General features: G+C 42.8%; 14 protein-coding genes and 1 pseudogene. 10 read left to right on the forward strand and 5 right to left on the reverse strand.

Annotation, left to right across the window (positions count from 1 at the left end; genetic code table 11):
- The coding region (locus QAS77_RS06060) for a monomethylamine:corrinoid methyltransferase (protein ID WP_305064474.1) at window positions 1–183 on the reverse strand (183 nt) is incomplete at its 3' end.
- A 17-nt stretch (window positions 184–200) separates the two neighbouring features.
- Entirely contained in the window at window positions 201–854 is a 654-nt protein-coding gene (locus QAS77_RS06065) for a methyltransferase cognate corrinoid protein (RefSeq protein ID WP_305064475.1), read from the reverse strand.
- Between the two features lie 163 nt (window positions 855–1,017).
- Here QAS77_RS06065 and QAS77_RS06070 point away from each other — a divergent pair, with 163 nt between their 5' ends.
- The 7 genes from QAS77_RS06070 to QAS77_RS06100 all read left to right on the forward strand — a co-directional run bounded on the left by QAS77_RS06070 (window position 1,018) and on the right by QAS77_RS06100 (window position 7,029).
- A complete protein-coding gene (locus QAS77_RS06070; protein WP_305064476.1) occupies window positions 1,018–1,428 on the forward strand; it encodes a helix-turn-helix domain-containing protein in 411 nt (136 codons plus the stop codon).
- A 352-nt stretch (window positions 1,429–1,780) separates the two neighbouring features.
- Window positions 1,781–2,656: a damage-control phosphatase ARMT1 family protein gene (locus tag QAS77_RS06075; protein ID WP_305064477.1), complete on the forward strand. Its 876-nt coding sequence runs from the start codon at window positions 1,781–1,783 to the stop codon at window positions 2,654–2,656.
- 129 nt (window positions 2,657–2,785) lie between these two features.
- Window positions 2,786–2,974, forward strand: a complete 189-nt coding sequence (locus QAS77_RS06080) for a CooT family nickel-binding protein (protein ID WP_250867935.1) — start codon at window positions 2,786–2,788, stop codon at window positions 2,972–2,974.
- 142 nt (window positions 2,975–3,116) lie between these two features.
- On the forward strand, window positions 3,117–4,124 hold the full coding sequence (locus QAS77_RS06085) for a type II glyceraldehyde-3-phosphate dehydrogenase (RefSeq protein ID WP_305064478.1): 1,008 nt from the start codon (window positions 3,117–3,119) through the stop codon (window positions 4,122–4,124).
- A 21-nt stretch (window positions 4,125–4,145) separates the two neighbouring features.
- Entirely contained in the window at window positions 4,146–4,946 is an 801-nt protein-coding gene (locus tag QAS77_RS06090; RefSeq protein ID WP_305064479.1) for a bifunctional fructose-bisphosphatase/inositol-phosphate phosphatase, read from the forward strand.
- A 4-nt stretch (window positions 4,947–4,950) separates the two neighbouring features.
- Window positions 4,951–5,787 (forward strand): NAD(+)/NADH kinase, encoded by an 837-nt coding sequence (locus tag QAS77_RS06095; protein WP_305064480.1) that lies wholly within the window; start codon window positions 4,951–4,953, stop codon window positions 5,785–5,787.
- A gap of 72 nt (window positions 5,788–5,859) precedes the next feature.
- Entirely contained in the window at window positions 5,860–7,029 is a 1,170-nt protein-coding gene (locus QAS77_RS06100) for a homocitrate synthase family protein (protein ID WP_250867939.1), read from the forward strand.
- Window positions 7,030–7,108: 79 nt separating this feature from the next.
- Here QAS77_RS06100 and QAS77_RS06105 read toward each other — a convergent pair whose 3' ends face one another.
- The 3 genes from QAS77_RS06105 to QAS77_RS06115 form a co-directional block, all read right to left on the reverse strand.
- Entirely contained in the window at window positions 7,109–7,660 is a 552-nt protein-coding gene (locus tag QAS77_RS06105) for a TIGR00288 family NYN domain-containing protein (protein ID WP_250867940.1), read from the reverse strand.
- A gap of 213 nt (window positions 7,661–7,873) precedes the next feature.
- Window positions 7,874–8,296 carry a hypothetical protein gene (locus QAS77_RS06110; protein WP_250867941.1) on the reverse strand — a complete coding sequence of 141 codons (423 nt, stop codon included), beginning with the start codon at window positions 8,294–8,296 and terminating at the stop codon, window positions 7,874–7,876.
- Window positions 8,293–9,171 (reverse strand): rhomboid family intramembrane serine protease, encoded by an 879-nt coding sequence (locus QAS77_RS06115; protein ID WP_250867942.1) that lies wholly within the window; start codon window positions 9,169–9,171, stop codon window positions 8,293–8,295. The genes QAS77_RS06110 and QAS77_RS06115 overlap by 4 nt, the downstream gene beginning before the upstream one ends.
- 395 nt (window positions 9,172–9,566) lie before the next feature.
- Here QAS77_RS06115 and cdhA point away from each other — a divergent pair, with 395 nt between their 5' ends.
- The 3 genes and pseudogenes from cdhA to QAS77_RS06130 form a co-directional block, all read left to right on the forward strand.
- The gene (gene cdhA, locus QAS77_RS06120; protein ID WP_305064481.1) at window positions 9,567–11,984 is read left to right on the forward strand and encodes a CO dehydrogenase/acetyl-CoA synthase complex subunit alpha; all 2,418 of its coding nucleotides are present in this window, start codon (window positions 9,567–9,569) and stop codon (window positions 11,982–11,984) included.
- A 3-nt stretch (window positions 11,985–11,987) separates the two neighbouring features.
- Window positions 11,988–12,503 (forward strand): CO dehydrogenase/acetyl-CoA synthase complex subunit epsilon, encoded by a 516-nt coding sequence (gene cdhB / locus QAS77_RS06125; protein WP_305064482.1) that lies wholly within the window; start codon window positions 11,988–11,990, stop codon window positions 12,501–12,503.
- 59 nt (window positions 12,504–12,562) lie between these two features.
- Window positions 12,563–12,883, forward strand: a pseudogene (locus tag QAS77_RS06130) (CO dehydrogenase/CO-methylating acetyl-CoA synthase complex subunit beta); the annotation flags it as partial.

Raw genomic sequence — 12,883 nt, forward strand, 5'->3', positions numbered from 1 at the left:
TCTCTCCATCTGGTCCTTGTCGGTTGGAACGGTCTCGGTGCCAAAGTCAAGGTTGTATTTCTGCTTGAGTTCCATTGACTTCATTGGAATGGTCATCAGATCCCAGTCATCCTGGGTACATTTCTCGCCTTTCTGTGCTCGGTCGTAGAAGTCAAAGCAGGTAACTGATTTTGTAAATGTCATTTTAAGTTCCCCCAATATTATGCCATAAGTTCAAGTGCTACTCTTGCTGCTTCTGCTGCATTTTCGGCTGTGCCGTCTGCACCGCATTCCTCGATCCATGCATCTGTGACTGGTGCGCCACCGAACATGATCTTAACGGAATCTCTGAGGTTCTCTTCTTCGAGTAACCTTACTACATCTTTCTGGCCAAGCATTGATGTTGTCATCAGTGCGGAACCGACAAGGAGCATTTTCTTACCCTTGTTCTTTGCAATTGCTTCTACTACATCCTCATTTGGAATATCTGTTCCAAGGTCAAGGATATCAAAGCCATTTGCACCGAGCATTGTTGTAACAAGACGGTGGCCGATATCGTGGATATCTCCTTCCTGTACGAAAGTTACTGCCATACCTACACCCTCATCTTCGCCTTTCTCTTCTGCGAGAATTGGCTCAAGGATCTCCATTGCAGCTTTCATTGCCTTTGCAGACATCATTATCTGTGGAAGGTAGATTGTTGCTGCTTCGAAGTTGTCGCCTACGATCTTCATTCCTGGTGCAAGTGCTTCGTTGATAATGTCGAAAGCAGTAATTCCTGCATCAAGAGCTTCCTGTGTTATTACAGGGCAGCCGTTGATATCTTGATTCACTATTGCGTTTTTGAGCTTGTCAAAAATTTCTTGATTTCCCATTTTCATCACCTTTATTATATCAATCTTGCAGCCCGCTCGTATTGTTTCAACGCGACCGGTCGTTTGTCCTGCTTAATTGCAAATATTCCTTGATGATACTCGTATATAAACATTTGCAAAGTAGAACTTAACTATTTATACTTTTAAATCATTAACGGCTGCCATGGTAAAAACCGAAATGTATCCTATTCAAAAAAAGTTGACTTACGAAGAACTAAATAAAAGAATTAGGTATATCGAGATCCTTATTAAAATACTTGATCGACTATATTTTGTCCGGTACAGGTATAATGGTGATTCTGTCGAAGAAGCTGCAAGGAAGGTCGGGGTGACCAAAAGGGCTGCATACGTATGGCAAAAACGGTGGAATCGTGATGGTTATTCCGGTCTGTTACCGCGTTATGCAGGCGGTCGTCCTTCCAAGTTGACCGATGATCAGAAGAGTGATCTAAAGTTCTATCTAAGGATGCAAGGGAACTGGACGACTGCACGTGTCAGAGAGTTGATCAAAGATAAATTTGGTGTCGAATATTCTCTAAAACAAGTAAGAGTTATTATGAAGGGACTGGATTAAAAGGCTATTTAGTTTGGTTCGAAATGCATATTTCCGGTCATTTTGCGTACTTAATGCAAGGTAATAACTTTATTATACGAAATGCTTATCTACTAGATGGCGGAAAAGGCAAACCTCTCTATTCTTCCTCATTTTTATTTTCCTTTAAGGTGAATTTTCAACAAATTTTTAGACATTATTTACTAATGCTTTGGATATAATTTATCGAATAAATGTGTTTTATCTACTAAAGTTGGGGCACCTAGGGCACATTTCGTTAAATTTATTTATGGTGCGTCTGTTTGGTATGACAATCTGATCTCTGGTCAGTCCCAATGGCCATATGTTCACTATAATTAGAAGGATCAAAACAATGAAAATGGATGCTAGATGTACATATTGCCTTCTTTCGAGAGTTCACTACGAAGCAAAACTTTCCACAAACGATGATAAACTTATTCACAAGACAATGCTTGCGGGTATCGATGTTCTTAAAGATACTTACGTCCCTGGTGTTCCGGCAGGTGTGGTCTCGACAGCTATCCACAGGAAAGCATATGAAGTGCTCAATGATGATGATCCTTATCTCGATCTTAAGATATTAAGCAATGAGATAGCTGAAAAGGTCTATCCTTATGCTCATTCTCTTGTTCATGAAGGCGAGCCTTCTGACCTGGAGATGTTCAGAAGGGCAGTGCTTGCATCCGTAATAGGCAATTTCTTCGATTTCGGTATAATGGGATTCGATGTGGGGGAGGATGTCTTTGACAGGACCTTTGCAGATATATTCCGTAAAGGACTTGATGTGGATGATACTCCTGAGATGTTCGATCTGCTTGATAATGTCGTCTATGTCGTAGACAACTGCGGGGAGATAATCCTCGATACACTGGTCTTAGATATTATCCGAAAGGTCGGCGGTAAGATAACTCTCGTAGTAAGGGGTGCTCCTATGCTTACAGATGTGACCATGGATGATGTAAGAAAATACGAGCTTGATAAGAAGGTCGACCGTGTCCTGACCACCGGTTGTAATGCAGTAGGTGTAAGTTTTGATGAAGCACCACCGGAGTTCATTGAAGCCCTTGAGAATGCAAGTCTGATCATAAGCAAAGGAATGGCTAACTATGAAACAATGTCCGAAAGGTCATTTGGTCCCATAGCATACCTCCTCCGTACAAAATGTGAAGCGGTTGCCGAGGACATGGGGCTTGAAATGGGTTATTCCGTAGCACAGCTTGTCAGATGAGCTAAATTGATGTGAAAGTAGTTATCTATTATAAGAACATAGTAAAAGTATTTAGGGCAAGTTTGGTTTGGATAGAATTCTCCTAAAGGGTATTTCATAAAACAGAATGCCATAAAAACAGGTGTATATATGTGCGAACTTAATGTGATCGTAATAAAAGGCGATGAAAAGGAACTGGTGATGGAGTCCGTCACAAAAATGTTGGTCGATGGAGATTCCATCGAACTGACTGGTATATTCGGGGAAAAGACGATAATCTTTGGTACTATAAAAGAGATCGACTTCTCAAAAGGGGAAACTATAATTATTGGAAACTGAATTAACAGGACATACCTATCACAAGTGGTCTACAGGATTACTTCCTGCCATTATGTGATCGTGATTCAGCATTACAGATGTTTATCATTACAATATTTTATACAATACTTATTTGTCAAATCCAGGATGGAAGGTGCATTAAATGACAAAGGTTAAAGTTGCAATAAACGGATATGGAACTATAGGGAAAAGAGTGGCAGATGCTGTAGCACTTCAGGATGATATGGAGATCATCGGTGTTGCAAAGACCCGTCCTAACTTTGAGACCGTAATGGCAAAGGATAAAGGTTTCAATGTCTATACCCTCGCAGACAGGGTAGGAGCTATGGAAAAGGAAGGCATCGAGGTTTCCGGCACGGTTGAGGAAATGATCGAAGCAGCAGATGTCGTAGTTGACTGTACTCCAGGAAAGGTCGGTGCTACTAACAAGGACCTTTATGAGAAGGCAGGCATCAAGGCCATTTGGCAGGGTGGTGAAGCCCACACACTTACAGGTTGTTCATTCAATGCCGAGACCAACTATGATGAAGCTCTTGGAAAGGACTTTGTCAGGGTAGTTTCTTGTAATACTACCGGTCTTTGCCGTGTCTTATCACCACTCGATAAGGAATTTGGAATCAAAAAAGCACGCGTGACCCTTCTTAGAAGGGCTGCTGATCCGGGAGATATTAAGACCGGTCCTATCAATGCGATCGTTCCAAACCCCATCAAGCTTCCATCCCACCATGGTCCTGATGTAAAGACGGTCATTCCGAACATCGACATTGCAACTACTGCTGTAAAACTCCCTACAACACTTATGCACCTGCATACTGTCAACCTTGAACTTGAAAAGGAATGCACTGCCGAAGATGTTGAGAGCATTCTTGCAGAACAGAGTCGCGTAAGGTTCGTAGGGCAGGGTATCACATCCACAGCAGAGATAATGGAGCTCGCAAAGGACCTTGGCAGGCCAAGGGGCGACATGTGGGAGAACTGCATCTGGAATGAATCCATAACGATGTATGAGGGAGAACTTTATTTCTTCCAGGCCATCCACCAGGAATCAGATGTAATTCCTGAGAATGTCGATGCCATTCGTGCAATGATGGAACTCGAATCCGATGCGTCAAGGTCCATAGAGATAACAAATAAAACAATGGGCATCTAATACCCTAATTTTCTTTTGACCATGTCGGTATCTCAACAAATGCTGGAATTCTGTGATCTTCTTGCGGAGTCTGCATCAAATGCAATTTCCGATCTTGTGGGCACTGAAGAAGCATTCAGGACTGTATATGTCGGGGCTGATGGAACCGATACTAAACTGATAGATGATGTTTCTGAGAAAGCGATCATTGAAATTTTAAAGGCTGATGGTCGTTCGATCCGTTTATTGAGCGAAGAGCTGGGTGAGGTTGTGTTCGGTGATGATCCGGAGTTCACCATAATACTGGACCCGCTTGACGGAACGTACAATGTTGCCCACGATATCCCAGTTTATGGCATTTCCATTGCTATCGGCGAGCCGGACCTATCTTCCACCTATTTCGGATATGTGAGAAATCTTGCGAACGGAGATACGTTCTATGCGGAATCCGGGAAGGGTGCATATTTCAATGATAAAAGGATCTACCATTCTAAATGTTCTTCATTAAACGAGTTCTGTGTAAGCCTCTATGGTTATCGCAAAAATGTGGAGAGGACGCTATATCTGTGCAAGAAGGTTCGGAGGATCCGGATATTTGGCAGCGTTTCACTGGAATTGTGCTATGTGGCATCCGGAAGGCTGGATGCTTTTGTGGATGTCCGCGGTTCTCTTCGTCTTGTTGATGTTGCAGCTGGTAAGTTGATAATAGAAGAATCCGGTGGTATCGTCACTGATGGGGATGGAAATACTCTCAAATTAAAAGATAGTGTGATAAACCCTGTATATATGATAGCATCGAACGGATGTGCTCATTCAGACATATTAAAGCTTGTGAAGAGGTGAACAAATGACCATCAGGAAGATCGGGATCGTGTCAAGATGTGACCACACGGATGCACTTGAGATGGTCAGTAGGATCGTTGATACTTTCAGGTCAAAAGTGGAAATAGCATTATCTCCCAATACAGCCCTCCCTTTAAAGCTTGAAGGCGTGGAGATAATACCTGTTGAGCTGATGAGGCAAAATGGTGTTGAGTTACTTATCTCCGTTGGCGGAGATGGTACTGTTCTTCGAAATATTGCCCGTATGGAGGACCCTCTTCCGATACTTGGAATTAATATGGGTACGGTGGGTTTTCTTGTGGAGGTCAATCCGTCCGAAGCGATAAGTACCATTGAGGAAGTCCTTGAAGGTTTCAAATATTCCGAACGTTCCAGGTTGGCTATTGATCTTAATGGGGAATCCATTCCTGCTGCGACCAATGAGGTTGTGCTAACGACCGCAAGGCCTGCAAAAATACTGACGTTCAGGATAACCATAGATGATCAAAAAGCAGAAGAGATGCGTGCAGATGGTGTTGTTATCGCAACTCCTACCGGCTCCACTGCTTATGCTATGAGCGCAGGTGGTCCTCTGATTGATCCTGCAGTGAATGCAACATTGATCGTCCCGCTTGCACCATTTAAATTATCAGCAAGGCCCTGGGTTGTTTCTGCAAGCAGTATTATCAAAGTAGAGATGATCGTACCGGAGAAGAAAGCTGCACTTGTTGTCGATGGGCAGTATACGCACACAATTCAGAAAAATGATGTGGTAACATTGACAATGTCAGACATGCCTGCCAGATTTGTGGAGATATCTGCCAGTGGATTCTATGAAAGGGTACAGAACAAGCTTAGATAATTGTATATATTGGAGACAAAACCTACGTATTTATATAGTGTCCTTTCAAACACTCGAACGGGAATCTATATTATGGCAAATACTGATTATTCTAAAAATGAACTAATGAACTTCATTGATCAGAGTCCTCTTGATATCGAGATATGTGATGTTACATTAAGGGATGGCGAACAAACCCCTGGTGTTGCTTTTACAAGGGATGAAAAGATAGACCTTGCCCTTGAACTTGATTCTATCGGCGTTGAGGTCATTGAAGCTGGTTTTCCGGTAGTCTCGACTTCGGAGAAAGATATCGTCAAGGAGATCAGCAATTTGGGTCTTGATGCCAACATCTGCTGCCTTGCACGCTCTGTCATAAATGATGTCGATGCAGCTATCGATTGTGATGTTGATATTGTCAGCATTTTCATTGCTATGTCAGATCTTCATTTAAAGTTCAAATACCACAAAAGCTGTGCTGATGTTTTCAGTTGCGCGATGGGTGCCATCGAACATGCAAAGGACCACGGTCTCAAGGTAAGGTTTGCCGCTGAGGATGCCACAAGGACGAACATTGAGACCCTCAAGAGAGCCTTTCTGGCAGCAGAAGATTATCATGTGGACTATGTGAGCATTGCTGATACCATTGGTATATTGAGCCCTGCTACAACACACTACCTTGTTAGTGAGGTCAAGAAGGTCGTTAATACGCCTATATGTATCCACTGTCACAATGATCTTGGGATGGCTACCGCAAATACGTTGGTTGCTGCTGAGGCTGGTGCAAAGCAATTGCATACAACTATTAATGGCATCGGCGAGCGTGCAGGTAATGCATCTCTTGAGGAACTGCTGGTGGCATTGAGGGTGCAGCATGGTATTGAAACGTATGATACGACCAAATTGAACAGTATTTCCAGGAAACTTGAAAAATATTCAGGTCTTCCCACAGCTGTCAATAAAGCAGTTGTTGGAAAGCATGCGTTCACGCATGAATCTGGTATCCATGTAATGGCAATTCTTGAAGAGCCAAGGACATATGAGCTTTTCTCTCCTGAAATGGTCGGTGGGAAGCGTAACCTCATTGTTGGCAAGCATACTGGCAAAAAAGCTTTGAAAGGCATTGTAAATGACCTTGGCTATGAGCTTGACCAAGACGAGCTATGCGCATTGATATCCAAGGTAAAGAACTGTACTGAGGTCAAAAAAGGTCTTTCGAGAGAAAGGCTCGAAGAAATGATCCGCAATGTGCGTTCACATTAATGTTCAGGCAAGGATCTTACGATCTTAAATAATATTGATATAAAACGAGATCTGCATGTTATCATGCAGAATTCTCAGCTTATTTATGAACGTTTAAAGAAGCTTTTTGTATTCTTTTTTTTTCAGCTACTTCTTCTTCATTATAGTTCATCTGGTTGTTCTCAAGTATGACTACATAATCTGCTGAATTTCTAAGTGCTGTTGAGAATCCGGGTTCTACCCCAAATAATATGGTCTCTTTTCCATGCTCATTGGCTTTGTTCAGAAGAGGTTTAAAATCAGCATCCCTTGTGACAAGCGCGATTGTATCGATTGTTGGATTGTAGACAAGCTCCATTCCTTCTACTGCGAGACGCACATCGACATCACTGGAGCAGATGATGGGTTCGAATCCATTATTCTCAATGGCTTCTACAAGTTTGTCTGATGCATACTGGTTCAGGAATACTCTCCCGATCTTCACGTTGCCGTATTCTTTTAGTACGTCACGTATCTCTTCAAGGTTGACGTTGAATTCCTTGCGTAATACATTCGGGCCATCGACCAAAAGACCAATGCTCCTCCTGCCGGTTTCCTTCTTTGTACTAAGATATTTTACAATGGAGTTAAATCCGGTTTTAACGTTCTGCATGTTTCCCTCGGCCTTTTCTTAGAATAATGATATGACTACACATTCAATTAATTATATTCTTTCTTCAAATATATAAATACTAATCTAATAGATGCATTCTTAATAATTCTATGTAATCCAATTCAATAATTCTATGGTCAACTCCCCTGAGTTACTTCCTAATGAAGAAATGAGGGTATGCTATATATATATATATATTGTTTCTGCTCACTTTTAAAGGATATCTGCCATAGCGATCCTTTTAGCACGGACCGTTATCGGGGCCTCTGCAAGCAAAAAACAATTATGTATTTTCTTACCCTGTTTTTTCCGTGTGTAACGAACCTCTCCGCCGTAAAGGAGATGGTCATTCAGGATATCTTCAAATTGTATCCTCTCCTCAGGTTTTAGTTCAATAACACTGATCCCATCAAGGAACCAATTATACACCTTAAGGAGGAATACTTCTCTGACCCGTTTGAAATTTTCAGGATCATATTCTGATGCCTTGTCCAGATATATAGTCCTTTTCAGTTCAGGTGCCCATCCTGCGATCTTTTCTTCCATCTCTATGAACTGGATCGGTATCTCTTCCCCGGTTTCAGGTCGAGGGCGGTAATTTGCAAGACGGGACCTTTTATCATTCAGACAGATCACCTTCGAAAACTGTAGTAATTCCGATTGCGCTGTTCAATCGTTTTTTTGAGCCTGTAACCCATGAAAACTCCTACCAGGACTCCACTAAGGTGGGCTGTGTGGGCTACCATATCGTTTGCATTCAACAACATAAAGTCAAGAAGTACGAACAGTACGAGTGCGTATTTTATTTTCATCGGAATGAAATATACGTATACTTCCATCTCAGGTGCTAGTACGGTAAGTGCTGCAAAGACTCCCATGATCGCGCCGCTAGCTCCTACGATCGGGTAACCGGCTGTGCTGGTTATCGAATATCCAAGTGCTGCAACTATTCCTGAGATAAAGTAAACATAGAGGAAAAGGTCTTTTCCGATGCGTTTTTCAAGTTCCCTACCAAAGAAGAACAAAACAAGCATATTGAAGAACAGATGTCCGAAACTGGCATGTAGGAACATGTGTGTGATAAGTGTCCATGGTCTTGAGAGCATCAGGCCCGGAATTAACTGGAACGCCGCTGCGTAGCCCGGTATGGCTTCCAGGAAGAATGAAATTATGCAAATGAAGATAATAGCCATTGAGGGACTTGTCTTTATCGATGAACGTGTTTTGCGGGCAGCGTGTGATGCAGCTCCTTTTGCTGCGGTCTTTGCCGCTTCTTTCATCATGTTCTTCACGAGTTCATCCATGTTAGTATTGGATGTTTGGCCTGAGCTTCTATGGTCACCGCGGTAATTATTATCCGAATATCCCTTATATTGTCCATTCTCCCTGTCAAGTCCTGTACAAGCATGCCTTTCAGGCAGCCGGTGATCGGAGCAATATTGATTTCCGCAAAAGCGGCAGGTATACATCATAGGTTCCTGTTTACCACATATCCAGCATTTATTATCCAAGCTATCCTCCCAAACACTATATTGGAGTGTATTCATTAAGTTAATATCTGCTATCTGATAAAATGATTTCCAATAATTGTTTAATTATACTTCTATAATACTACACTTTTACATTCCAATATGTCTATAATTTAGATCACCCTCATGCATTTATGGTCAACATGCAATGATTTGGTCATTCTATTTGTTTAACAGCGTAAACAAACCAAATAATTTGTCTAGTATAATCATGACAAATTAGCAAAATATTTATATATTGGATTTACCTATTACATCCAACAGTCCAAAGACTGTAAGCAAGTTATTACGTTTTATTCAATTCGTAACACTCTCGGAAAATAGTCTAATATATCAGTCTAACTATGAGAGTTTCAATCCAGGAGGACATAAAATATATGAGTGAGCTAACTACAGGTAGTTTTTCTATCGGCGACCTTGAAAATGTTCAGATCACCATCAATAACATTGTAGGTGCTATTGAAAAACAGACCGATAAAAGCGATGAGGAGATGGGGCCTACACCTAAGCCCGGTGTATCTTCATTAAGAGATTGGGATCATACTATCTTTGAAAGATACGAACCAATCTATACACCAATGTGTGATCAGTGCTGTTATTGTACCTTCGGTCCATGTGACTTGAGTGGAAATAAAGAAGGTGCCTGTGGCATCAATCTTGAAGCCCACAATGCACGTGAGTTCATGCTTCGTGTCATGACAGGTGCAGCTGCACACGCCGGACACGGAAGACACCTTCTTCACCATATGATCGACCTGTACGGAAAAGATTATCCCCTGGATGTCGGACCTACTAATATTATAGCTCCGAACGTTCAGGCTGTTACAGGTCTCAAACCAGAAACACTTGGTGATCTTGATATTGTACTGAACTATGTGGAAGAACAGCTCACGCAATTGCTTGCAACAGTTCACGCGGGTCAGGAAGGGGCAGCTATTGACTTTGAGTCAAAGGCAATGCACGGTGGTATGATCGACCATGTAGGTATGGAAGTTTCCGACATTATCCAGATCTCGTGTCTCGGTTTCCCTAAATCCGATGCAAACCCACCACTTGCAGACATCGGGATGGGTTGCATAGACCCATCCAAGCCAAATCTCATTGTTATCGGTCACAATGTAGCAGCTGTCACCGATATTATTGATTACATGGAAGACAACGATCTTACCGATAAGATCGAGCTTGGTGGTCTGTGCTGTACTGCACTTGACATGACCCGTTACAAGATGGACGGTTCAGCAGAGGATCAGGTTCCTAAGGCCAAGATCATAGGGTCCCTTGCAAAAGAGCTTAAGGTGATCAGATCAGGTGCTCCTGATGTTATCGTTGTTGATGAGCAGTGCATCCGTGCAGATGTTCTTCCGGAAGCACAGAAGCTCATGATACCTGTGATCACTACCAATGACAAGGTCATGTACGGTCTGAAAGATCGTTCCAATGATGATGTCGAAGATATCCTTGCTGACCTTACAAGCGGAAAGGAACCAGGAGCATTGCTGCTCGACTTCGAGAAGGTCGGAGAGATCGCTCCAAGACTTGCAATGATGATGTCTGAGATCAGGAAGCAGAAAGGTATTAAGGCACTTCCTACAGAGGAAGAGCTAAAGGAACAGGTCGACAAATGTGTCCACTGTCTTGCCTGTGAGATAGCATGTCCTGACAACCTGCCAATAAGCGAAGCAATGAAACTCGGAAAGGAGGGTGACTTCACAAAGTTCGAGTGGATCCATGACAAGTGTCTCGGATGTGGCAGATGTGAATTTGCCTGCCCAAAAGATATTGATATCGTTAACGTCATCGAGAAATCCTCTCAGAAACTGATCCGCAGCGAGATCGGAAAGGTACGTGCTGGTAGAGGACCTATCAGTGATCCTGAGATCAGGGAAGAGGGTGTTAATCTTGTCCTTGGTACAACACCAGGAATTGTTGCAATGGTTGGATGTTCCAACTACCCTGATGGTACAAAGGACCTTTTCGACATTGCAAAGGAGATGCTTCAGAGGAACTATATTGTTGTTGTTTCAGGATGTTCCGCAATGGACCTTGGAATGTACAAGGACGAGGACGGTCTGACACTTTATGAAAAGTATCCTGCAAAATTCAAGAGTGGTGGACTTATCAACGTAGGTTCCTGTGTATCCAACGGACATATAACTGCAGCTGTCATCAAGGTCGCAGCGATCTTTGCACAGAAACAGGTTTCAGGCAACTACGAAGAGCTTGCTGATTACTCACTCAACCGTGTCGGTGCTGTTGGTGTTGCATGGGGAGCATATTCCCAGAAAGCTGCATCCATAGGTACAGGTTGCACAAGGCTCGGTATCCCTGTCATTCTTGGACCTCACGGTTCAAAGTACCGCAGGGCACTGATTGCAAAGCCCTATAAGGAAGATAAGTGGAATGTGTACGATGCAAGGGATGGCAGTGAGATGAAGATCCCGGCTGCCCCGGAGTTCCTGCTCACAACCTGTGAAACTATCGAGGAAATGATGCCTATGCTTGCAAAGAGCTGTATCCGCCCAAGTGACAACAACATGGGAAGGATGATCAAGCTGACGCATTATATCGAGCTTAGCCAGAAGTATCTTGGTGTCATGCCAGATGACTGGCAGAATTATGTGAGGATGGAAACAGATCTTCCGCTTGCAAAACGTCAAGAGCTGCTGAAGATACTGGAAGAAGAGCATGGTTGGGAGATCGACTGGAAGAGGAAGAAGATTCTTTCAGGACCAGTGATGAAATCAGATGTTTCAGCACAGCCGACCAACCTTAAGAGACTTTGCAAGGAGGCTTAAATCATGGTCGACGTTATTAAAAATACTCAGATGCACTGCACATATGGCTGTAAGACCTCAAAAGCGATTCAGCCAAATGTTGCCGGGAAAATGATATCGAAGGCAAAGCGGCCTCTGTTCGTTGTAGGGTCCCAGATCCTTAAAGATGAAGAGCTGTTGAAACGTACTATTGAGATCGCAAAGAAGGCAGATATACCGGTAGCTGCTACCGGTCATTCTATGAAGGGTTTTGTCGATGCCGACGTGGATGCTAAATACATTAACATCCACGCCCTTGCAACATATCTATGTGATCCAGACTGGACCGGCCTTGACGGGAAAGGACAGTATGATACAATTATCACGCTGGGACATTACAAGTACTATATCAATCAGGTATATTCAGGTTTGAAAAATTTCTCAAACCTTAAGACCATATCCATCGACAAGTATTACCTTCAGAACGCTACCATGTCATTTGGTAACATCACTCCTGAGATACTCCTCGAAGCACTGGATGAATTGATAGAGAATCTCTAAGACCCGACAAATCATAAATCATATTTACAAATATTAAATGCAATTACGGAGGACAAAATATGGCAGACGAATACCCTTTTGAGATCTCACCGATGTTCGAAGGGGAGAGGATTAGGAAAGACGGCATGCACGTCGAACTCTCAGGACCGAAATCGAAAGGTTACGAGCTTGTAAGGGCTACTCCAATGGACGAGATCGAGGACGGTAAGTTCACACTTATCGGTCCCGATCTTTCTGAAATGGAGGAAGGATCAAGACATCCGTTCGCAATGATCTACAAGATCGCAGGAGAACTTGTGGAAGAAGACCTTGAGTCAATTGTAGAACGTAGGAACCACGATTTCCAGAACTACATTCAGGGTTTAATGCATTTGAACCAG

This window comes from Methanococcoides sp., from assembly GCF_030594565.1.
In the GTDB taxonomy this organism is placed as follows: Archaea; Halobacteriota; Methanosarcinia; order Methanosarcinales; family Methanosarcinaceae; genus Methanococcoides; species Methanococcoides seepicolus.